General features: G+C 67.8%; 18 protein-coding genes. 11 read left to right on the top strand and 7 right to left on the bottom strand.

Features of this window, described 5'->3' with window-relative positions:
- Nucleotides 1-93 precede the first annotated feature (93 nt).
- Genes OKW76_RS13455 through OKW76_RS13440 form a run of 4 tightly spaced genes read left to right on the top strand, consistent with a single transcriptional unit; the run spans nucleotide 94 to nucleotide 7,284 of the window.
- The gene (locus OKW76_RS13455) at nucleotides 94-2,340 is read left to right on the top strand and encodes a GumC family protein (protein ID WP_265549367.1); all 2,247 of its coding nucleotides are present in this window, start codon (nucleotides 94-96) and stop codon (nucleotides 2,338-2,340) included.
- A complete protein-coding gene (locus OKW76_RS13450) occupies nucleotides 2,337-3,581 on the top strand; it encodes a hypothetical protein (protein ID WP_265549366.1) in 1,245 nt (414 codons plus the stop codon). The genes OKW76_RS13455 and OKW76_RS13450 overlap by 4 nt, the downstream gene beginning before the upstream one ends.
- Complete coding sequence (locus OKW76_RS13445) at nucleotides 3,578-5,371, top strand: ABC transporter ATP-binding protein (RefSeq protein WP_265549365.1); 1,794 nt, start codon at nucleotides 3,578-3,580, stop codon at nucleotides 5,369-5,371. Before OKW76_RS13450 ends, OKW76_RS13445 begins: the two co-directional genes overlap by 4 nt.
- A 2-nt stretch (nucleotides 5,372-5,373) precedes the next feature.
- Nucleotides 5,374-7,284, top strand: coding sequence for an acyltransferase family protein (locus tag OKW76_RS13440; RefSeq protein ID WP_265549364.1), 1,911 nt, complete (start codon nucleotides 5,374-5,376; stop codon nucleotides 7,282-7,284).
- Here the strand turns inward: OKW76_RS13440 and OKW76_RS13435 are convergent.
- Entirely contained in the window at nucleotides 7,281-8,240 is a 960-nt protein-coding gene (locus OKW76_RS13435) for a glycosyltransferase family 2 protein (RefSeq protein WP_265549363.1), read from the bottom strand. The two genes, OKW76_RS13440 and OKW76_RS13435, sit on opposite strands and share 4 nt — an antisense overlap.
- A 90-nt stretch (nucleotides 8,241-8,330) precedes the next feature.
- Here OKW76_RS13435 and OKW76_RS13430 point away from each other — a divergent pair, with 90 nt between their 5' ends.
- Nucleotides 8,331-9,398, top strand: coding sequence for a glycosyltransferase (locus OKW76_RS13430; protein WP_265549362.1), 1,068 nt, complete (start codon nucleotides 8,331-8,333; stop codon nucleotides 9,396-9,398).
- Here the strand turns inward: OKW76_RS13430 and OKW76_RS13425 are convergent.
- Genes OKW76_RS13425 through OKW76_RS13415 form a run of 3 tightly spaced genes read right to left on the bottom strand, consistent with a single transcriptional unit; the run spans nucleotide 9,335 to nucleotide 12,388 of the window.
- Nucleotides 9,335-10,465, bottom strand: a complete 1,131-nt coding sequence (locus OKW76_RS13425; RefSeq protein WP_265549361.1) for a glycosyltransferase family 4 protein — start codon at nucleotides 10,463-10,465, stop codon at nucleotides 9,335-9,337. The genes OKW76_RS13430 and OKW76_RS13425 overlap by 64 nt on opposite strands.
- Nucleotides 10,466-10,469: 4 nt before the next feature.
- The gene (locus OKW76_RS13420) at nucleotides 10,470-11,576 is read right to left on the bottom strand and encodes a glycosyltransferase (RefSeq protein WP_265549360.1); all 1,107 of its coding nucleotides are present in this window, start codon (nucleotides 11,574-11,576) and stop codon (nucleotides 10,470-10,472) included.
- Nucleotides 11,573-12,388: an FkbM family methyltransferase gene (locus OKW76_RS13415; protein ID WP_265549359.1), complete on the bottom strand. Its 816-nt coding sequence runs from the start codon at nucleotides 12,386-12,388 to the stop codon at nucleotides 11,573-11,575. Before OKW76_RS13415 ends, OKW76_RS13420 begins: the two co-directional genes overlap by 4 nt.
- Before the next feature lie 58 nt (nucleotides 12,389-12,446).
- On the opposite strand from OKW76_RS13415, the gene asnB reads away from it, so the two are divergent.
- The 5 genes from asnB to OKW76_RS13390 all read left to right on the top strand — a co-directional run bounded on the left by asnB (nucleotide 12,447) and on the right by OKW76_RS13390 (nucleotide 19,382).
- Complete coding sequence (asnB, locus tag OKW76_RS13410) at nucleotides 12,447-14,411, top strand: asparagine synthase (glutamine-hydrolyzing) (protein WP_265549358.1); 1,965 nt, start codon at nucleotides 12,447-12,449, stop codon at nucleotides 14,409-14,411.
- The gene (locus OKW76_RS13405; protein ID WP_265549357.1) at nucleotides 14,405-15,478 is read left to right on the top strand and encodes an EpsG family protein; all 1,074 of its coding nucleotides are present in this window, start codon (nucleotides 14,405-14,407) and stop codon (nucleotides 15,476-15,478) included. Before asnB ends, OKW76_RS13405 begins: the two co-directional genes overlap by 7 nt.
- Before the next feature lie 13 nt (nucleotides 15,479-15,491).
- The gene (locus tag OKW76_RS13400; RefSeq protein ID WP_265549356.1) at nucleotides 15,492-16,610 is read left to right on the top strand and encodes a glycosyltransferase family 4 protein; all 1,119 of its coding nucleotides are present in this window, start codon (nucleotides 15,492-15,494) and stop codon (nucleotides 16,608-16,610) included.
- A 221-nt stretch (nucleotides 16,611-16,831) separates the two neighbouring features.
- Entirely contained in the window at nucleotides 16,832-18,112 is a 1,281-nt protein-coding gene (locus OKW76_RS13395; RefSeq protein ID WP_265549355.1) for a nucleotide sugar dehydrogenase, read from the top strand.
- The gene (locus tag OKW76_RS13390) at nucleotides 18,090-19,382 is read left to right on the top strand and encodes a sugar transferase (protein WP_265549354.1); all 1,293 of its coding nucleotides are present in this window, start codon (nucleotides 18,090-18,092) and stop codon (nucleotides 19,380-19,382) included. The genes OKW76_RS13395 and OKW76_RS13390 overlap by 23 nt, the downstream gene beginning before the upstream one ends.
- Here OKW76_RS13390 and OKW76_RS13385 read toward each other — a convergent pair.
- Entirely contained in the window at nucleotides 19,348-20,601 is a 1,254-nt protein-coding gene (locus OKW76_RS13385) for a nucleotidyltransferase family protein (RefSeq protein WP_265549353.1), read from the bottom strand. The two genes, OKW76_RS13390 and OKW76_RS13385, sit on opposite strands and share 35 nt — an antisense overlap.
- 41 nt (nucleotides 20,602-20,642) lie before the next feature.
- Here OKW76_RS13385 and OKW76_RS13380 point away from each other — a divergent pair, with 41 nt between their 5' ends.
- A complete protein-coding gene (locus tag OKW76_RS13380) occupies nucleotides 20,643-20,936 on the top strand; it encodes a DUF6916 family protein (protein WP_265549352.1) in 294 nt (97 codons plus the stop codon).
- Here OKW76_RS13380 and OKW76_RS13375 read toward each other — a convergent pair.
- Together OKW76_RS13375 and OKW76_RS13370 are read right to left on the bottom strand one after the other, a co-directional pair.
- The gene (locus tag OKW76_RS13375) at nucleotides 20,929-21,465 is read right to left on the bottom strand and encodes a GNAT family N-acetyltransferase (RefSeq protein WP_265549351.1); all 537 of its coding nucleotides are present in this window, start codon (nucleotides 21,463-21,465) and stop codon (nucleotides 20,929-20,931) included. The genes OKW76_RS13380 and OKW76_RS13375 overlap by 8 nt on opposite strands.
- An 8-nt stretch (nucleotides 21,466-21,473) precedes the next feature.
- Nucleotides 21,474-22,013 (bottom strand): phage tail protein, encoded by a 540-nt coding sequence (locus tag OKW76_RS13370; protein ID WP_265549350.1) that lies wholly within the window; start codon nucleotides 22,011-22,013, stop codon nucleotides 21,474-21,476.
- Between the last annotated feature and the right edge of the window lie 17 nt (nucleotides 22,014-22,030).

The raw sequence follows: 22,030 nt of genomic DNA, 5'->3' as shown, positions 1-22,030 counted from the left end.
ACCCCGGGAAAATGCTAGTAACGATGAGGTCGCTAGCCCGGATCGGTCGATATCGCGACCAAATGGGGCAAGATGGCGTCTGGGGGGTAGGCGATGAGCGAGGCAATCGGCGAGATCGGCGGTCGCAGCCTGCGTCGTCCGCATAGTGCGGATACGCCATCGATATTTGCACCCACTATCCCCTGGAGCAGCGGTGCGCCGCGCCCCGCGCAAATCGATGTCAGCGATCTGTTGCGGATCATCTTCAAATGGAAATGGCTGATCCTGGCCGCAGTCGTCGTCGGTATCGCACTGGCGGTCGCCGCGACGATGCTGTCGACGCGCGTCTATCGATCGGTCGCGACGCTCGAGATCAACACCAGCCCGATCGAAGTGATGGGCAACAACCGCGGCGTCCAGCCCAAGATGCGCAGCGAGGACCAGTTCCTGCAGACGCAGTTCGGCCTGCTCAAGAGCCGGTCGCTCGCCGAGCGCGTCGCGACGACGCTCAACCTCGGCAACGATACCGGCTTCGTCCAGGCCGGCGGCACCGCCGACCAGCGGCGCCAGGCAGCGAGCTACAAGCTGGCGGGCAATCTCAGCGTGCAGCCGCTACGCGGCAGCAACCTGGTGGCGCTGAGCTATACCGATGTCGACCCCGAGCGTGCGACGCGGATCGTCAACGCCTTCGCGACCGGCTTCATCGATTCGACCGCCGAACGCCGCTACGGCACCACCGCCTTCGCGCGCAATTTCCTGCAAACCCGGCTCAACGCCACCCGCGAACGACTCGAATCGAGCGAACGCCAATTGGTGAACTATGCGCGCAGCAAGGGCATAGTGCAGTTGAGCGGCGGCAGCGGGGGCGGCGGGCAAGCGGGCGGGCGCGACGCCGACACCCCCACCGGCGGATCGGGCGATTCGCTGACCACCCAGTCGCTGCTCACGCTCAACGGCGCGCTGTCGAACGCGATCGGCGAGCGGATCGCTGCCGAGCAGCGCTATCGCCAGGCGATCGCGACGAGCGCCGCGGGCGACATCCTGCAGAACCCGACGATCGCCGGCCTGCGCGCCGAACGCGCCAAGCTGGAGGCCGATTATCGCGAGCGGATGGCGACCTTCAAACCCGATTACCCCGACATGATCGCGCTGCGAACGCGCATCACCGAAATCGGCGCCGCGCTCGGCCGCGAAGGCGGCGAAGTGTCGTCATCATTGCGCTCGGCCTATCTCGCCGCCTTGGGCCGCGAGAGCGAGCTGCGCGCGCAGGTAGCGTCGCTGCGGTCGAACGTGCTCGACCTGCGCAATCGCGGGATCGGCTACACCATCCTGCAGCGCGAGGTCGAAACCAACGGCACATTGTACGACGCGCTGCTGCAACGCTACAAGGAGATCGGCGTGGTCGGTGGTCTCGGCGAAAGCCAGGCGGTCGTCGTCGATACCGCGCTGCCACCGCGCAGCCCGTTCAAGCCCAACCCGATCCGCAACCTGTTGATCGGCATCGCCGCGGGGCTCGCGATCGGCATGGGAATCGCGTTCGGGATCGAGTTCATCGACGACACGATCAAATCGGCCGAGGATGTCGGCAGCAAGCTCCATCTGCCGCTGCTCGGGCTGGTGCCGCGGATGGAGAAGCGCGCATCGATCCTCGAAGAGCTCGCCACGCCGCGATCCGAAGTCGCCGAGGCCTATTATTCGGTGCTCACCGCGCTGCAATTCACCAGCGGCAATGTGCACCCCAAATCGCTGCTGGTGACCAGTTCGCGCGCGAGCGAGGGCAAATCGAGCACCTCGCTGGCGCTGGCGCAGAATTTCGCGCGCACCGGGCTGAACGTGCTGCTGGTCGACGCCGACCTGCGCAAGCCGTCGTTCCTGGCCAAGACCGCCAACACCACCACCGGGCTGTCGCGGCTGTTGTGCTCGAACGAGGCCTTGGGCGAGCATGTCGTCGGCACCAACACCCCGCGGCTGTCGCTACTCCCCAGCGGGCTGGTGCCGCCCAACCCCGCCGAGCTGCTCGCCACGCGGCGGATCCACCAGATCGTCGCCGAAGCGATGAACAGCTACGACATGGTGATCATCGACGCGCCCCCCGTTCTCGGCCTCGCCGATGCCCCGGTGCTGGGCTCGATCTGCGAGGCGACTTTGCTGGTGATCGAAGCGGCATCGATCCGCCGCGCGATCGTCCTCAATGCGATCGAGCGCCTCACCACCGCCGATGCGCGGCTGATCGGCGTCGTGCTGACCAAGTACAACCCCAAGACCAGCGGCTATGGCTACGGATATGGCTATGGCTATGGCTATGGCCGCCCCTATGGCAGCGAAGCGCGGACGACGCCGATGCTCGACATCGCCTCGTGACGACCGAGGCGGCTGCGCAGGGGTTTCGCTGGGTACGCATCGTGGCGGCGGCATGCGCGCTCGGCCTTGCGTGGCTGGCGGTTCGGCAGGCGGCGCTCGGGCAGTGGCAGACGACGCGGCCCGAACTTGCCGCGGCTTTTGCGCCTGCGGGCGGCACGGCGCTGGCCAATCTCGCGCAGGCGCGGATCATCGCCGCCGGCGGCGGCGTCGATGCCGAAGCGCGCGAGCTGATCGCACGATCGATGCGCAGCGCCCCCGGCAACGCCGCGCCGGCGATGCTCGCAGGGCTTGCCGCCAGTGCCGATGGCGATGCCGCCCGCGCGCGCGTATTGATGACGATCGCCCGGAACCGCGATCCGCGCGCCGACATCGCGCGCTACTGGCTGCTCGACCACCACATCCGGCGCGGCGACTATCGCGCGGCGCTCGCCGAGGTCGGCCCCGCGATGCGGCTACGCCCCGGCACGCGCGAGCCGATCCTCGCGCTGGTCGCCGCATTGCTCGACGATCCGCGCGGCGCCGACGCCGTGCGTTCGGCGCTGGCCACCGATCCCGATTGGCGCGGCGAATTCTTCGCGGGGCGCGCGGGTGCGGGCAGCGATCCGCTGGCGTTGCTCGCGTTGCTCACCCGCTTGCCACGCGCGCGTGATCCGGTCGCCGCCGACACCGAACAGCGCGCGGTGCTGCGCGCCGCGGTCGAGCAGCATCACTATGCCGCAGCCCATCGCGCCTGGCGCAGCTTCGTGCCCGCCGCGCACCGCCGCGCAAGCACGACGCCGTACGACCCGAATTTCGCAGGGCTTCCCGGCCCCCTCCCCTTCAACTGGACCACCGGCGACAACGCCGCCGGTGAAGCCACCATCGCCCCCGTCCCCGACCTGCCCGAAGCTGGCGCCATGACGCTCGCCTTTCACGGCGCGACCCCGGCGGTGCTCACCGAACAGCTGGTGCTCGCCGCTCCCGGCCCCGCGACGCTGTCGCTGCGCTCGCGGATGACCGGCGCCGATCCGGTGGGTCGGATCGTCGCGCGGGTGCGGTGCGCGCATGACGACATGCTGCTCGCCGAAATGCCGTTGGCCACCGTCGGCGGGCCGATCCAGCGCTTTGCGGCAAGCTTCGCCGTCCCGCCGCGTTGCAACGCCGTCCGGCTGCAGTTCGTCGGCGAACCCGGCGAACGCTTCGGCGAGGTCCGCATCCAGGTGACCGGCGTCGATCTGCGTAGCGGTCGCGCGCCGGCATGACCCCCGCCCCGAACCAGCACGAAGCCGCGGGCCCCTGGCGATCGGCGCGCAAACTCTACGATGCGCTGCCGCAGAAGCGTCGACGCCAGGCGGCGCTGACGATCGTCCTGATGATCGTCGGCGCCTTTGCCGAACTCGCGACGATCGGTGCGGTGCTGCCCTTCCTCGCGATCGTGACCGGGGGGTCGCAGGGCCGCTATGGCGGCGCGGTCGCGATCGTCGATTCGCTCGCGGCAACCACGGGCCTCGGCACGCTCGGCTTTTCGGCGCTGCTGCTGGTGGCGATCGCGATCCTGTCGGGCGCGGTGCGGCTGGCACTGGTCCGCACCAGCCAGAATTTCGTCTTCTCGGTCGCGCATGACCTGGCGACGCAGATCTACGACCGCACGCTGCACCAGCCCTATAGCTACCATGTCATGCGCAACAGCAGCCAGACGATCTCGGGGATCGAGAAGGTGCAATATGTGCTCGGCAATGTGCTGCTGCCCGCGATGCTCGGCACCACCGCGGCGGTGGTCGGGCTGTTCATCCTCGCCGCGCTGATCGCGATCGACCCGGCAACCTCGCTGATCGCGTGCCTGTGCTTCGTCATACTCTACGCGATCGTCAGCCTGGCGACCCGCAAGCGGTTGTACCGCAATGCCGACATCATCGGCGATGCGCTGCAGGAGCGCGTCCAGACGCTGCAGGAGGGGATGGGCGGCATCCGCGACGTCCTGCTCGATCGCACCCAGCCGATCTTCGTCGCCAAATTCGCGCGCGTCGATCGCGCCTTTCGCCGCGCGCAGGCTGCCAACCAATTCATCGCCGCCGCGCCGCGCTATGTCGTCGAAGCGGGCGGGGTCGTGCTCATCGCGGCGCTGACGCTCTATGTCAGCACCCAGCCTGGCGGGATCGTCGCGGCTTTGCCGATGCTCGGCGCGCTGGCGCTCGGCGCGCAGCGACTGCTGCCCCTGGTCCAGCAGGTCTATTTCAGCTGGTCGCAGATCCATGGCAACCGCCGCGCGATCGAGGATGTCGCACGGCTGCTCGATATCCCGCCCCCCGCGCCCCACGCCGCGATCCCCGTCCCGGCGCTGGCCAGCGCGATCGAGTTCGATCGCGTCACCTATCGCTATCCCTCGGGTGACCGCCCCGCGATCGAGTCGCTGTCGCTGACGATCCCCAAGGGGGCGCGGATCGGGCTGGTCGGCAAATCGGGGGGCGGCAAGAGCACGCTCGCCGATCTGGTGATGGGACTGCTCGATCCGACGACGGGGTGCCTGCGCGTCGATGGCCGCGTGCTCGACGCTGCCGCCAAGCCGTCGTGGCAGGCACAGATCGCGCATGTGCCGCAAGCGATCTACCTCGCCGACAGCAGCATCGCCGCCAACATCGCCTTCGGGCGCGACGCCGACGCGATCGACATGGGGCGCGTCCGCGACGCGGCCGAGGGTGCCGACCTCCACGACTTCATCGCTGGGCTCCCCGATGGCTACCGCACCCGCGTCGGCGAACGCGGCATCCGGCTGTCGGGCGGGCAGCGCCAGCGGATCGGCATCGCCCGCGCGCTGTACAAGCAGGCGACGATCCTGATCCTCGACGAAGCCACCAGCGCGCTCGACGACGAAACCGAACGCGCGGTGATGGCCGCGATCGACCGATTGTCGCGCGACCTGACGATCGTCTCGATCGCCCACCGGGTGTCGACGTTGCGCGGGTGTGACCTGGTGGTGCGGATCGAGGGCGGCCGGATCGTCGCGCAGGGGCCCTATGCGCACATCGTGACCGCCGCCGCCGCTGCCGGGTGACCATGGCGATGCCCGACGGCAGGCGTCGCGACCTGCAGGCGCTGCGCGGATGGGCGGTGACGATCGTGATCCTGTTCCACACGGGGCTCGGGGTGCTTCCCTCGGGCTATCTCGGCGTCGACATGTTCTTCGTGCTGTCGGGCTATCTGATCGCCGGGATCATCCTGCGCGATCGCGCCGCGGGGCGGTTTCGCTTCGGCGAGTTTTATCTGCGCCGCGCGCGCCGGCTGTTGCCCGCGGCCTATGCGATGCTGGCGCTGACGATCGTCGCGGCGATGCTGCTGCTGACACGCAGCTTCCATGCGCGCTTCCTCGATCAATTGGCGGGCGCGCTGACGATGTCGATCAACATGGTCCTGTGGCGACAGATCAATTATTTCCACGATTCGGCGATCTTCGAGCCGCTGCTGCACCTGTGGTCGCTCGCGGTCGAGGAGCAATTCTATCTGCTCATGCCTGCGCTGCTGGTGGTGTTGCCACCGCGCCGATGGGCGGCGGCGCTCGCGGTGGCGACGTTGGTCAGCCTGATCGCCTATCTCGCCGTCTATCCGCGCGCGCCCGCTGCCGCCTTCTACCTGCTGCCGTTGCGCGCATGGGAGCTTGGCTTGGGGGCGGTCGCGGCGACGGCCTATCCCGGGCGCGCGCGCGTTTGCGGCTGGGCAACCCGGCTTCGCCCGCTCGCGCTGTTGGCGCTGCTTGCGCTGCCGCTTGCGCCCACGGTCGCCGCGCTGGTTCCCTGGTTGACCCTGTTCGCATGCATCGCGGCGGTGGCGTTCATCGTCGCCCAGCCCTGGGAAGTCCGCGCGCTGACGCCGTGGGCAGCGATCGGCGATCGATCCTATTCACTGTACCTGGCGCATTGGCCGCTATTCGCTTTCGCCAACATCGTGTGGCTCGGGATGCCGTTGCCGCCCTTGTCGGTCGGCGCGCTGCTGCTGGCGACGGCCGCGCTCGGATGGGCATCCTATCGCTGGATCGAGCAGCCGGGGCAGGCGATGCCGCTTGGCCCCCGGCGGATCTGGGGGCTGGCGGCGGCGGGCGCGGGGGGCCTGGCGCTGCTGGGGGCGATCGGCGCGCAGGTGGTGGCGGGGCGCGGCCAGCCCTTCGACACAAGCGGCGTCACCGGGCTGCCGCTGCTCGGATGCGAGGGCACCGCCACGCGCTTCGACGGGCGCTGCAGCCAATCGCCGCAGCCCAGGATCCTGCTATGGGGCGATTCCTTCTCGCAGCATCTCGTCCCCGCGCTCACCGCCTCGACCCGCCACCCCATCGCGCAGGCAAGCCTTGGCGGATGCGCGCCATTACTCGGCATCGCGGCGGTGGACCGGCTGGCGAGCCGCCGGATCGCCGCGACGTGCATCGGCTTCAACGACAGCGTGCTGGCGTATCTCGCGCGAACCCCCAGCATCGAGCTGGTGGTGCTGTCGGGTCGGTATCTTCGCTATGTCACCCCCGATACCCACCTGCTGTTGTCCGCCGGCGACAGCATCGTCGCGAGCACGCCCGGTCGGATCGTCGCGGCGCAAGCGCGAACGAGCGCAGCGATCCGCGCGATCGGCCGCCGCGTGGTGGTCGTTTCTGGACCACCGCAGGCGCGCTTCGATATCGGCCAATGCTGGGAGCGCAAGCTGGCAGGGCTGCCGCACGCAGGTGCCCGCCCCGATTGCGCGATCGCTCCGGCAAGCGCGCATGTGCTGACGCAGCCGACCGCACGGCTGCTCGACGCGTTCGTGAGCGCCGCCGACACGCCGGTGTTGCGGATCGACCGCGCGATGTGCGCCAACCGCGTCTGCCCCACCGCCTGGAACGGCGTCCCGCTGTACCGCGACAACGACCATCTCGGCGAAGCCGGGTCGCGCCTGGTGGGCCGCCGGTTCGCACTGGGCGAGCGGCTATGGGCGATGGGGCGCTAGAGCAGGCGCTTGACCGTGGAAAAGCCGCGCGAACCCGCGCGAAGCGCCGGGGCGGGAAGATAGGACAGCAGCTGATACACCAGCCGTTCGACCCGCGCCGGCTGGTGGACGTCGCGAAGGATCGCGCGCGCTTCGACACCGCGCCCGACATATAGCCGTCCGCGCGCATAATTCAGCCGCGTCCGATCGGCATAAGCGCGGATAGGCGCATGCAGCTCGCGATACCGCGGCGACGCCAGCGCGCGCTCGAGCGTCGCGAAGACCGGCGATTCGGGCAGCGGCCGGTCGCGGCCTCTGGCGTCGCTGGCGACCCGCTCCATCACCCCGCCATTGCCGCGCAGATAGATCGAGCTTTGCCGCGTGCTCACCGCGATCGCATGATCTAGCGCGAAGCGAATCCAGAACTCGGTATCGGCGCCTACCCGGTAGCTGCCGAACCCCGATGTGGCGGCGAACGCGGTGCGCCGGATCGCGACGCTCGATGCGTTGAAGACGCTGCCGTCATGGTCGCGAAAAAAGTCCAGCCGGGCGATCGATCCGGCGGTGCTCGGCTGCTGCAACAGCTGGTCGAGCTCGCCAAGATACGTCGCGAGCGAAGCCGCCCCCACCAGGTCGACCTCGGGATAGGCATCGATCACCTCGGCGAGCGTCGCCAGATGCTCGCGCCGCCACCCGTCATCGGCATCGATCAACGCGATCCAGTCGCCGCAAGCGCGCGCCGCGCCCGCGTTGCGTGCCGCACCCTCGCCGGCATTGGCCTGGCGGACCAGCTTTATCCGTGGATCGCCGATCACCGCGACACGGTCGGCGCTGCCGTCGTCCGATCCATCATCGACGACGATGACCTCGGTCGGGGGAAGGGTCTGGTCGAGCACCGACGCCAAGGTCCGCGCGATATGGTCGCGCTTGTTGTACAGCGGAATGACCACCGAGAAGCTGGGAAGATTCGCAGCCATCGACGCTTCATGACGCAAGTATCCGACCAACGCCAGCGCCGGATCGCATGATGTTGCCGTCCGCCGGATTGTCGCCGATACATGATGGCGATGCGCATTACCGGCCCGCTATTATATGTGACGCCGACCGGTCCTGCCGCCGCGCCCGGCGGTCGCGCAAAACTCTCGCGGCTACACCAAATGCTGCTGCGCGATCTGCTGGGTGATGGCTTTCACCGCTTCATGCTGCCCGACCGAGGCGCGCGCCCGGTCGATGCGATATTGCACGGCCATATCGACGGCATCGATCGCGACAGCCTCGCGGCGTTGACCGATACGGTCGAGCGCGAGCGCATCGCCCAGTTGTTTCTCGACGGGTCGAACCTCGGCGTCGCCGCGCAGGCGATCAAGCGAAGCCACCCCGGCGTTCGCGTCGTCACCTTCTGCCACAATGTCGAGGCGCGCTTCTTCTGGGGGGCGTTGCGCGCGCGCGCGACGCCGCGCGCACTGGCGATATTGGCAGCCAATGCGCGCGCCGAACATGCCGCGATGCGATCGAGCGACACGGTCGTTTGCCTGAGCGCGCGCGACAGCAAACTGCTCCAGCGATTGTACCGACACGGCGCCGACGCGATCGTGCCGATGGTGATGGAAGACATCCGCCGCGCCGAAACTCCGCCCCGCCCGGTTGCCGAACCCTATCTGCTGTTCGTCGGCGGCAGCTTCTACGCGAACCGCGACGCGGTGCGCTGGTATGCCGATACGATCGCCCCAGCGCTGCCGATCGCCACGATGGTGGTCGGCCACGGCATGGACCAGATCGCAGCTGCCCCGAATATGACGATGGTCGGCACGGTCGACGATATCGCCCCCTGGTACGCGCATGCGCTGGCGGTAGTCGCGCCGATCCGCGATGGTTCGGGGATGAAGACCAAGGTCGCCGAGGCGCTGATGTTCGGCAAGCAGGTGATCGGCACGGCGGAGGCGTTTTCGGGCTATGATCGAACGGTAGTGGCGGCCAACCGGCAATGCGACGAACCGGCCAGCTTCCGCCGCGCCATCGACGCCATCTGCGCCGATCCGCCGCCGGCGTTCGATCCGGCGATCCGGCTGCTCTACGAACGGTTCCACGCCCCCGCGGTCGCGCGCCGTGGCCTCGCCGCCATCCTCTCGGCATAGAGCGCCGCGATCTGATCGGCGAGGCGATCGAACGCGAAATCGCCGATCCGCCGCGCGCCATAGCCAATCAGCCGCTCCCGCGCGATCGGATCGGACCAGACACGCTCGATCACCTCGGCGGCGGCGACCGCGTCGTCGAGCGGCATATACGCCCCCTGCCCCTCGCTGACCTCGCGGAAGACCGCGGTATCGCTGGTCACCACGGGCCGTTCGGCGGCCATCGCTTCGATCACCGCGATGCCGAAGCCTTCGTAGCGCGATGGCACGACCACCATGTGGCATGCGGCGTAGAGCGCGCCGACCGTCGCATCGTCGGCATGCTCAATGATCCACACCAGCGCGCCGAGCGCCAGCCGCGCGATCCGCGCCTGCAGCGCCGCCAGGCTGCCCGCATCGTTGCCGACGATCACCAGGGGCCTGGCGCATCCGCGGTCGCGCAGCACCGCCACCGCATCGATCGCGAGCTCGAGATTCTTGCGCGGTTCGAGGTGACCGACCGCGAGCATGAAGCGCGAAGGCATGCCCGGCGGCAGCGCACCCGAAGCGGCGGCACGCGCCGACACCCCGTTATAGACCACCGACACCTGGGTGCCCGGGCGGAACGCCAGCAACTCGGCGCGCATCGCCTGCGATACCGTGATGATCCGATCGGCGCGCGCCAGCGCATGCGACACGATCGCCGGCGCCACCGCGCGTTCGATCAGCGGCCGGTCGCGCTGCAGCGGCCGCAGGTCGTGGATCGTCAGCATCGTCGGGCATGGCGCGCGCACCAGCGGCAGCGTGAAGGTCTCGAACAGGTCGAGCCGGTCGGCCGCCAGCGTGCGCCGCCAATAGCCCAGCCCAGCGCGAAAGCGCGGCCATCGCCCGCTGCTCGGCATCGGCGTTCGCCGCACGATGATGTTGGGCGCATCGGCGAACCAGTCGCCGATCCGCTGGTCGGCGGGTTCGTAGATGACGAACGATATCGCAGGATTGCGCCGGATCAGCGCGCCGTACAAATGCCGGAAGCGCTGGTTCGCCCCCGACGGGCGATCATCGAAGCAGGTCGCGTTCAGCCCGACGCGCATCGCTTCAACCGGCATCGAGCTTGAGCAGCGCGAAATGGCGCGCGATCACCGCCGATTCCTCGAACGGTTCGACCGCTTCGGCGAGCAAATCGGCCGCGATCGGGCGATCGAGCGCGGCGGCGATGCCGTCGGCCAGCGCCTGCGGATCGGCGACGGGCACGAGATAGCCAAAGCGCCCGCCGCCGAGCACCTCGCGTGGCCCGGTGGGACAGTCGGTCGCGACCGGGGTGCAGCCGCACAGCATCGCTTCGACGAGCACATTGGGAAGCCCCTCGACATGCGACGACAGCGCGAAGACGTCGGCATTGGCGAAATATTTGAGCGGATTGGCGACGCGGCCCGGCAGTCGGACGCGATCCGCCAGCCCCGCCGCCGCGACCTGCGCCTCGAGCGCGGCGCGCGACGGCCCCTCGCCCAGGATCACGAGCCGCACCATCCGCCCGCAATCGCGCAGGATCGCCGCAGCGGCGATCAGGTCGGCAAACCCCTTCCACGGCGCCAACGTGCCCGCCGCGACGACCAGCGGCACGCTGCGATCGGCGAACCAGCGATCCTCGACCGGCTCGATCGCGCGTGCGCGCGCTGCGGGCTGATCGACGATATTGTAGACGCACACATGCCGGGTCGCGCCAAAGACCTCGGCATATTGCGCCACCATGTCGCGCGACACGCAGGTGAGTGCATCGGCGCGCCACGCGACGCTGCGCGCGAGTTGCTTGAGCACCCATTTCTTGGTGAAGGCACGGTTCGAATAGGTATCGAACGGCGTTACCCGCGATGAGCCGCTGATCCGGACGCGCGACCGCGTGACGATCGCGGCGAGCAGCATGAAGGTGTTGAGATGGTCTTCGGCCGAAAACACCGCATCGGGCCGCTCACGACGGAGATAGCGTACCAGCGGCGCGAACATGCCGCGCGTCTGCCCGCAGTCGAGCACGCGGACCACGACGCCCGGCGCATCGGGAACGCGAAGATCGGGATCGCAGCGGCCGATGATCAGATCGACCCGATGCCCGCGCGCGGCGAGCGCCGCCGCCAGCCGCCACTGCGCCAGCGGCACCCCCGAAATCGCATAGCGCGGCGTGACCACCGCGATCCGCAGCGGCTTCATGCCAGCAGCGCCTGATACTCGCCCGCCGCCACGCGCGACCGCGCCAGAAACAGGAAATTGTTGTAATAGCCGCCGCCCGCCACCCCCAGCGCGGCAAGCGACTGGTGCAGCGCGGGGCGGAACCCAGCGACCGGCACCAGCACCTCGTCCTTGAGGAAAAATCCGCGATAGCCGAGCGATTCGATCCGCGCGAACATCGCGGCGATCGGCGCGCTACGGTGGCGCTGTTCGATCTCGATCAGGATCGCCGGGCAGGATGCCGCGATCGTCGCCAGCGCGCCTTCGATCACCTCGGCTTCATGCCCTTCGACATCGATCTTGAGCAGCGCGGCATCGGTGATGCCGAACGAATCGAGCCGGCGAAGCGCGACATCGACGATCCGCCGCGTGCCATCGTCCTGCGGCTCGATCGACGCCGCCGCGTCATGCTCGATCCCGTCGCGATCGACCGGAATGCCAAGCAATGCGCTGCCATCAACCGCCGACAGCGCGCAGCCATGGACGCGCACCCCCGGCCGCCCCGCGGCCCAGGCCTGCAGCGCGGCAAGGCACATCGGATTGGGCTCGAATATCTCGACCCGCGCGCCCAGGCGGTGCAGCGCATAGGCATAGGCGCCATAATTTCCCCCGACATCGATCGCGCGCGCGCCAGGTGGCACCAGCCACCGAAGCAGTCGCATTTCGGGCTCGAGCGTTTGGTGCAGCCGTGCATGCCAATATTTGGCAGGTACGCGCAGGCGCGCGGGCAAGCCTTCGCGTACCAGCGCCTTGGTCCGGCTCAGCCTATTTACCGCCATATCACGCCGCAACACCGAAGTTTTCTTGACGCGCGCGGCTTTCTATTGTGCATCCAATATCGGGGGTCGCTAGATGTGCGGGATTGCGGGTATCTGGTCGCACGGGCCGGCACGACGGCATGACGCGGTGGCGATGGCCGACGCAATCCGCCATCGCGGCCCCGATGATGGCGGCATCTGGCACGATGACATGGCGGGCATTGCGCTGTCGCATCGTCGTTTATCCATCATCGATCTTACGGCGGCGGGCCATCAACCGATGGCGTCACCTTGCGGACGCTATATTCTTAGCTTCAACGGTGAAATCTACAATCATCGCAACTTGCGCCATTTGCTCGAAGCCAAGCGCCCGATCGACTGGGCGGGCCAATCGGACACCGAAACGCTGGTCCACGCGATCGCGCATTGGGGGCTGGCGGCGACGCTGACCCGATCGGTCGGCATGTTTGCGCTGGCGCTGTGGGATCGGCACGAGCGGACCTTGGCGCTGGCGCGCGACCGGATCGGCGAGAAGCCGCTTTATTTTGGCTGGTCGAACCGCGCGATCTTGTTTGGCTCCGAGCTCAAGGCGATCCGCGCCGCAACGAGCTTCACCGCGCGCACCGACGCCGACGCACTGGCGCTGTACCTGCGCCACAACAGCGTCCCCGCGCCATGGTCGATCCTGCAGCGGGTGTACAAGGTCGAGCCCGGGGTGATTGTAACACTCGATTCGCGCGCGCTCGATTGCCCGCCGGCGGCCCCGCCGAGCGCGTCGGGCACGGCGACCCAAGGGGTGCGCTGCACCCGCTATTGGTCGCTGGAAGATAGCGTCACGGCGGGTCCCGACCCGGCGATGACCGCGCCGCAAGCGGTCGAACAGCTCGAGGCCCGGCTGCGCACCGCGATCGCAGGACAGATGATCGCCGACGTTCCGGTCGGCGCGTTCCTGTCGGGCGGCATCGATTCATCGACGATCGTCGCGCTGATGCGCGAGGCGACGTCGGCGCGCGTGCGGACCTTCACGATCGGCTTTGCCGAAGCGGGCTATGACGAAGCGCCGCATGCGCGCGCGGTGGCGCGGCATCTGGGCACCGAACATCATGAAACGATGGTCGGCGCGGAGGATGTCCGCGCGGTCATCCCCGCGCTGCCGACGATTTATGACGAGCCCTTCGCCGATTCATCGCAGCTGCCCACCGTATTGCTCAGCCGGATCACCCGCGCGACGGTGACGGTTGCGTTGTCGGGCGACGGCGGCGACGAATTGTTCTGCGGCTATAATCGCTATCTGGTGTCGCGCCGCGTCTGGGACAGGATCGCGCGGCTCCCGCAGCCGCTTCGCGCCGCGATCGGGCGCGGCATCACGACGATCGCACCGAGCAATTGGGACCGGCTGGCACGGCTGCCGATGCTGCCCGACATGCCGATGCTGGGCGACAAGCTGCACAAGACCGCGCGGATGCTCGGGACCGGTCTCGACACCCAGGCGATCTATCGCGCGTCGAGCGAGGAATGGATGTCGGGGCTGCCCTTGGCCGAGCCCGGCGATGCGCACCCGATGCTCGCGCTGCCGCAAACCGCGCGCACGCCCGAGGAGCGGATGATGCACTGGGACATGCTCGGCTATCTGCCCAACGACATCCTCACCAAGGTCGATCGCGCGAGCATGGCGGTGGGGCTCGAGACGCGCGTTCCGTTCCTCGACCATCATGTCGTCGAGCAGGCGTGGCGCACCCCACTGGCGTTCAAGAAGCGCGACGGCCAGGGAAAATGGCTGCTGCGGCAGATATTGTATCGCCACGTTCCCCCCGCGCTGATCGATCGGCCCAAGGCGGGGTTCGCGGTGCCGATCGGCGCGTGGCTGCGCGGGCCATTGCGCGATTGGGCCGAGGAATTGCTTCGCCACGACCAGCTGCGGCTCGATCCGTTGCTCGATCCCGACCCGATCCGGCGGCGCTGGGAGGCGCATGTCGAGGGATCGCAGGATTGGACCGCGTCCTTGTGGGGCGTGCTGATGTACCGCGCCTGGGCCGCTCACTGGTCCGAACCATGCTGATCTATTGGCTGATGTTCGGCTTTCCCGCGATGATGGCGCTGGTCGAGCAGGCCGATCGGCGCGAGCGGCAGCGTTACGGTTTCGCCTGGGGAATCGCGCTGTTGGGGCTGGTGCTGGTGATCGGGTTTCGGTGGGAAACCGGCGGCGACTGGGCGAATTATGCGCGCATGGTCGAGCGGGCCTTCTGGGATCCAGCCAGGCTCCACCCGCTCGGCGACCCGGCGTTCACCCTGCTCACGGTAGCGGCGGCACGCTCGGACCTCGGCATGCTGCTGATCACCGCGGTCAGCGGCACCGCGATGGCGGTGGCACTGACGCGTTTCTGCCTCGCCCAGCCGCGGCCCTGGCTCTGCATGGCGGTGGCGATCCCCTATCTCGTGGTGGTGATGGGGATGGGATATATCCGCCAGGGGATGGCGATCTCGTTCCTGATGATGGGGCTCGTCTCGCTGCAGCACGGCCATGTGCTGCGCTATTCGGCCTGGGTGCTGGTAGGATCGCTGTTCCATACCACCGCGCTGATCCTGCTGCCGCTGGCGGCGCTGGTCACCAACCGCAACATCGTCCTGCGCGTGGCGCTCGCGCTGACGATGCTAGCCGCGCTCAGCTACGCGATCATCGCCGCGCGCGCCGAAACCTTCCTCACCAACTATGTCGAGGCGGCGATGGAATCGTCGGGCGCGGCGATCCGGCTGTTCATGACCGCGCTGCCGGGCATGTTGCTGCTGGCCTTCCGCGACCGTTTCGCGCTGGTGGGTGCCGAGCGCAGCGTCTGGTCGGCGCTTGCCGCCGCAGCGATCGCGGCGTTGGCACTGTTGTTCGTGTTCCAATCCTCGACCGTGGTCGATCGGCTGGGGCTGTACCTGCTGCCGCTGCAATGCTTCGTCTATGCGCGCGCGCCCGCCGCCTTCGCCGGCGACCAGCGCGGCGAGCGGCTGATCACCGTCGCGATCCTGGCGCTGTACGCCGCGGCGTTCTTCGTCTGGCTCAATTATGCGGTGAACATCGAATATTGGCTGCCCTATCGCTCCTATTTCTTCGAGGACGCGATATGCCTGCAATGCTGAGCTAGCGCCGGCGATGGCGAAGATCCTGCTATCGGTGAATGCCGCGTGGAACATCGTCAATTTCCGCGCGGCGCTGGTGCGCGCGCTGCTCGCCGACGGACATGAGCTGGTCGCCGCGGTGGTCGACGATGGGTATCTCGCGCAGGTCGAAGCGCTCGGGATACGCACGATCGCGCTGCCGATGGCGCCGCGCGGGGTCTCGCCGATCGCCGACGCGATTCTGGTGTCGCGCTATGTCGCGCTGATGCGGCGCGAACGCCCCGATGTCTTCCTGGGGTGGACGATCAAGCCCAACATCTATGGCGGGCTGGCGGCTTGGCTCACCGGGGTGCCGGCCATCAACAATATTTCGGGGTTAGGCACGGCGTTCATCCGCAGCAACTGGCTCACCCGGGTGGTGCGCTGGCTGTACCGCGCGGGCCTGCGCCGATCGTCGACCGTCTTCTTCCAAAACCGGCACGATCGCGACCTGTTCGTCGAACAGCGGATCATCGACCCCGCCCGGGCCGAAATCCTCCCCGGATCGGGCATCGACCCCGATCATTTCGATCCCGCGCGCTTTGCCCCGCCGCCCGCGCATCCCTTCCGCTTCCTGCTGATCGCGCGGTTGATCCGTGACAAGGGGGTGTTCGAATATGTCGACGCCGCGCGATCGGTGCAGGCGGTCCACCCCGATGCCGCGTTCGACATCATGGGGTTCCTCGACGTCGTGAACCCGACCGCCATCCCCCGCGCGACGGTCGATGGCTGGGTCCGCGAAGGCGTGATCGCCTATTGCGGCGCGAGCCCCGACGTTCGCCCGGCGATCGCCGCCGCCGATTGCATCGTCCTACCCTCGTATCGCGAGGGGATGTCGCGCGTGCTGCTCGAAGCCGCGGCGATGGCCACCCCCGCGATCACCACGCGGGTGCCCGGCTGCGCCGATATCGTCCGCGACGGGGTGACGGGATTGCTGTGCGAGCCACGAAGCGCCGCCGATCTTGCCACGAAGATGCTCGCGATGATCGCGCTTCCCCGGGAAGACCGCGACCGGATGGGGAATACCGCGCGAACCTTGGCCACGACGTGCTTTTCCGAAGTCCAGGTGATCAGGCTTTATCGTGATGCTATCGCGCGGGCATTGCATCAGTAGTGCAACCACTATGGCTCTATCACTGCCCGGCCATCTTTCTACAATAGATGTAACTTGATTTGGCACGATATTTACCGTTCCTTCCTGTTCATTGTATTTTCGATTCGCGGATGGTGCCGGGCAGACTGCGGCAGCGTGATGCGTCGATGGTACGTCGAGCTTATTCAACCTTCGCTTTTTTCAGCCAGTAATGAGTTCGTTCAATAGCACCAGGGGGGCCAGTGACCGATCGCAGCGACTGTCGCATCGTCGTGATCGGTCTGGGCTATGTTGGCCTGCCACTTGCCGTTCAGCTGGCGACCTGCTTTCCCACGACCGGCGTCGACATCGATCCCGCCCGCATCGCCGAGCTGCGCACCGGCAGCGATCGGACCGGCGAAGTCGATGCCGAAGCGCTCGCCCGGTCCTCGCTCGAATTGACCGACGACCCCGACCGATGCGCCCCCGCCGACATCTACGTCGTCACCGTCCCCACCCCGGTCGATGCAAACAACTGCCCCGATCTCGCCCCGCTACGCGCCGCCACCACGATGGTCGCGCGGATGATCGATCCGGCGCGGCAGCCGATCATCGTCTATGAAAGCACCGTCTATCCCGGGGTCACCGAGGATGTCTGCGGCCCACTGGTCGAGGCGGTGTCGGGGCTCACCCGCGGACGCGACTTTTTCCTCGGCTACTCGCCCGAGCGGGTCAATCCGGGCGACCGCGAGCATCGCGTCGATCGGATCGTCAAGGTCGTCGCGGGCGAGAGCCCCGAGGTCACCCGGCGGCTGTGCGCGGTCTATGACCGGGTCACCAGCGCGGGCACCTTCGCCGCCGCCTCGATCCGCGCCGCCGAGGCCGCCAAGGTCATCGAAAACGCGCAGCGCGACATCAACATCGCCTTCATCAACGAAGTGTCGCAGATCGTCGCCAGGCTCGACCTGTCGATCTGGGACGTGCTCGCTGCGGCGCGCACCAAGTGGAATTTCCTGCCGTTCCAGCCGGGGCTGGTCGGTGGCCACTGCATCGGCGTCGACCCCTATTATCTCAGCCACTGCGCCGAAAGCCTGGGGCACCGCCCCGAAGTCATCCTGGCGGGCCGCCACACCAACGACGGCATGGGCCAATGGATCGCCGACCGGCTATCGGCGGCGACCGTGACACCCGGCCACGCGCTGGTCCTCGGGCTGACTTTCAAGGAGAATGTCGCCGACCTGCGCAACAGCAAGGTGATCGATGTCGTCGCGCGGCTGCGCAACCATGGCCATCAGGTCGACGTCCACGATCCGCGCGCCGACCCCGCCGCCGCCGCGCACGAATATGGCCTGACGCTGATCCAGGTGCTGCCCGATGCGCCGCGATACGACATCGTCCTGCTCGCGGTCGCGCACGACGCCTATCGCGCGCTGCCCCCCGAGCGCTTCGCCGCGATGCTCGTCCCCGGCGGAATCTTCGGCGACCTCAAGAATATCGTCCCCCCCTCCCCGGCATTCGACCATGTACGACGCTGGCGCCTTTAGGCGGGTCCGCCACGCGCCGATCCGCAGACGGATCTGGCAGCGGCGCGACCTGCAATTGGGGGGCGGCGTGCTGTTCGCGGTGCTCGTCCCGGGCGCGGTCGCCGCGGCGATCGAGCCGGCATTGTGGCAGTTCGCGCTTTTCCCGGCCTCGATCCTCGGCAGCCTTGGCGCGGTGTGCCTGGGCTTCTGGTTGTTCAGCAACATGGTCGCCTTTCCCGGCATCCGCGCGAGCTATTATGTCCTGCCGGTCTTCGCCTCCACCTTTGCGGCGGTGTTCGCGGTCTTCTTCCTGCTGCGACTCGATTACAGCCGGCCGCTGCTGATCGCCGGGTTCGGGCTGTCGGTGACCTGGTATTATGTCGTCTATTTCATGATCCAGCGGCAGCAGCGGCTGAACATCGCGGTGGTGCCGATGGGGGGCGTCGACAGCCTGTATCCGATCGACAGCATCTGCTGGACCCGGCTCGACCATCCGGTATTCCCGCGCCACTGCACCACGCTGGCCGCCGATTTCGACCACGACCTGCCCCCCGAATGGGAACGCTTCCTCGCCGAATGCGCGCTCGCGGGGATATCGGTGGTGCACTATAAACAGCTTCGCCAGTCGCTGACCGGCCAGGTCCAGATGGAGCGATTGTCCGAAAATGCGTTCGGGTCGTTGATGCCCAACGCGACCTATCTGACCGTCAAGCAGCTTGCCGACGCCTTGATCGCGCTCGCATTGTTGCCGTTGGTGCTGCCCGTGCTGCTGGTGATCGCCGGCGCGGTAAAGGCCGATTCACCCGGCCCGATCTTCTTTCGCCAGAACCGAATCGGCTATCGCGGCCGGGTCTTCACCGTCTGGAAGTTCCGCACGATGCATGCCGCGCAACCCGCCTGCCTTCGCCCCGAGGACGTCGCGATCACCGCACCCGGCGATCCGCGCATCACGCGGCTGGGGCGGCATCTGCGGAGGACACGGATCGACGAGATCCCGCAAATCTACAATATCCTGCGCGGCGAGATGAGCTGGATCGGCCCGCGCCCCGAGGCCGAGATTTTGTCGCAATGGTATGAGCGCGAAATTCCCTTCTATCGCTATCGCCACATCGTCCGCCCGGGGGTGTCGGGATGGGCGCAGGTCAATCAGGGGCATGTCACCAGCATCGACGATGTGTTGAAGAAGCTCAGCTACGACTTCTTCTACATCAGCCGCTTCAGCTTCTGGCTCGATATGCTGATCGTGGTGCGGACGCTCAAGACGATCGTAACCGGCTTCGGGTCGCGCTGAGCCGCGCACGGCGGACGCGGCGCGCGATCAGCAGCGGCAGGCGCAGCAGCGGATACACGAACACCAGCCCGCGCGGCAGCGCCAGCAGCCCGACATCCTCGCCCGACACCAGCAATCGCCGCACGATCGCCGCCGCATTGCCGATCCGCGGCGCGATGAGCAATTTGGCGGCGAATTCGGCCCAGCCGCGATAGCGCGTCGTTGCCAATTCGCGCGTGCCGCCGCCTGCGGTGATGATCCGGATCGCCATCCGGTTGAGCAGCGCCACCCGCCGCGAGCAGCAGGCGAAGCCGGGAGGCAGCGGGGTGCCGAGCAGTTGGTGGGCGAGCAGCAGCGCCGATGCCGCGGCACGCGCGCTCCCTGCGCCCTGCGCCAGCCGCCAATAGCGTGCGCCATCATCGGGCGCCGCCGCCAGCATCGCGCCGATGTCGGCGAGCCATTTGAGCCGCGCCCAGCCATGCGCCGCGCCGTGCGTGCACAGATAGACGAACAGATCGTCGTCCCCCAGCGTCATCAGCGCGCGGCCATCGTCGATCTCGACCGCCTGCCAGGTCGCGCGCGGCGGCAGTTCGGGGCGTTCCAGATCGTCCGACAGCCGCCAGTGGAGCTCGACCACCACCCCGCTGTCGCGATGCCGATGGATGCTGTCCTTGGCCGCCCAGCGATACAAAGGCGGGACCGCACCCTCGCGCGGATGATGCGGCGTCACCCGATCGAACCCCATCGCCTCGAGCACTTGCCAGCCGCGCGCGACATCGCCCGGCGCGACGACCAGATCGATATCGACCGACTCCCGCGCGCCGATCGTTCCATAGAATTTGCGCGCAAGCGTGCTGCCCTTGAGCTCGATCGACGCTACCCCGGCGCGGTGCAGCGCGTCTTGCAGCGCCAGTGCGGTTTGCGCCTGGCGCAGCGCCGCGAAGCCACGCTTGCGCGCAACCGCGGCGATCGGCGGCGGGACGGCAACGCCGGCATCCGACAGTGCCTGCGCGACCAGTCCGGTCACCCCGTGTCGCACCGCGATCGCCAACACGCGATCGGGATCGACGGCCTGCGCGAGCGAAGCGATCGCTTCGCGCTGCACCGGGGTCGACGATCGGGCGATGCAGCGGCGAATCAATAGAAACTCGCGCGAAGCCGCAGGCTTCACCTGTGCCAAATCGGTGGCTTTGGCGGCTGCCGCGGCACCGACATCGCTTGATTCGGCGATGATGTTCATCGAACATTACCGTGGGGAACGGGGACGGAAACGGGGGCAGGATGAGCGAAGGGCTGTTGGAGCTCGACCGGTTCGCGCCATGCGTCGGCGAGCTTTTTATCGTGGGCGAGCAGCCCGACGCCCCAGCCTTGGAGCTGATCGAGGTAAAACCGCTGCCGGCTCATGGCGCGGCCGTGCGCCAACCGTTCGCGCTGCTGTTCCGGTCGAACCACCTTCCGATGCTCGCGCAGGGGCTGTACCGGCTGGCCAACCCGACCGCAGGAACGCTCGACATCTTCTTGGTCCCGGTCGGCCGCGATGCAGCGGGCACGCTGTACGAGGCCGTCTTCAACTGAGCGCCTGCGCGGCGGCGCGAACCGGCCGCGCCATTCGATACCGACCACCCTCGGCGCCGATCACCTCGAAGCCGAGCCGGCGGTACAGCCGTATCGCTGCGCTCGCCGGCTCGACCGCGAGGCAGACCGGCTTGGCCGCTGCATCGGCCCCGGCGAGCACGGCCGCCAATAATGCCGAGCCGAGGCCGTTGCCGCGCTCGGCGGGGAGCAATGCGACATCGACGAGCAATATTCGGTCAGCGGTATCCTGCAGATACAGCCGCCCCACCGGATCACCGCCGCGCTCGATCACCCAGAAACCGCACCCGGCGATCCGGGTGCGGAAATGCAGCCGCTGCGCCGCGAATTGCCCTGCAAGGAATGCCGCCTTTCGGGCCTCGCTCCAACCGATCGCCGCTGCGAGTTCATCGGTCCGTGTCGATGCGTATAGCGCGCGCAGAAACGCTTCGTCGGCATCGCACTCCGCGCGCAATCGATAGCCCTTGTGGGTCCAGGGCGGCGGCAATCGGCAGGCAGGCGCAATCGGCATCGCGGTCCCTAATTGCGCGCCGGGAAAATCCCTTGCACCGCGATGACAAAGTTGAGCGCGACAAAGGGCTGGCGATTTTCGTGCGGCTGGCTGCCGCCCGCCGCTGCGATCGCCGCGGGCGACATGTTGGCCAACGGCGCCGCGGCATCGCTATAGGCAAAGCCCGGCGCCGATACGCCGAACATCGTGTTGGCGGCAGGGGCACCGACATTCTGATCGGGATTGGGAGGGCTGAGCGTCGCGCCCGACAGCGGATGGGTGTGGCTGGGGATCTCGGCCGTCGTCAACGTCACCGCGGGCTCGCCGCCGACTTCGCCAATCGATCGCATGGTAAGCCCTGGCCCCTGCCCTGCCCCGATCGGCACCGATGCCTGCAAATTGGGCAAGGCGAAGTTGGTAACCCCGTCGCCGCCAAAATTGGTGCCCAGGATCGAGAACAGCGCGGTATATTGCCGGATCGGCAGCAATTGTCCTGCGCAGAACATGTAATTGAGTGGCGCAAAGCTGAAGCCGCAGATCTTGATTTCGCCTACAAATGGTTGGGGCATAGTCGTGCCTCCGCTAA

It is taken from the genome of Sphingomonas sp. S1-29 (assembly GCF_026167545.1).
Taxonomy (GTDB): Bacteria; Pseudomonadota; Alphaproteobacteria; order Sphingomonadales; family Sphingomonadaceae; genus Sphingomonas.
This window is presented reverse-complemented; position numbering and strand designations above follow the sequence as displayed.